Consider the following 252-nt stretch of genomic DNA (forward strand, 5'->3'; position numbering starts at 1 on the left):
GTGGAGGGTCGAGGACGTCCGGCATCCGATCATCGGTGTGAAACGCGACCGCGGCACGATTGAGGCGGTCGGAATGCCCGGTCGGGGAGGTTGTGCCTCGGAGTCGTGGATCCACATTGATGCGACGGCCCCGCTTGGTACCGATATCGGACAGGCAGCCGAGCAACTTCGTGACGATTTGTGTGCGTGCCTTGATCAGGTTGTTTGTGCCACCGATGACTGGGGGGCAATGCATGAAGCAATGCTGCGCAC

Annotated in this window: 1 protein-coding gene; it reads left to right on the forward strand. The window is 61.1% G+C overall.

Annotated features, from left to right (window positions below):
• On the forward strand, window positions 1–252 hold a 252-nt coding region (locus tag ACEN8I_RS24170; RefSeq protein ID WP_413331199.1), incomplete at both ends, for a hypothetical protein.

It is taken from the genome of Polaromonas sp. CT11-55 (genome assembly GCF_047303325.1).
Classification (GTDB): domain Bacteria; phylum Pseudomonadota; class Gammaproteobacteria; order Burkholderiales; family Burkholderiaceae_C; genus Polaromonas.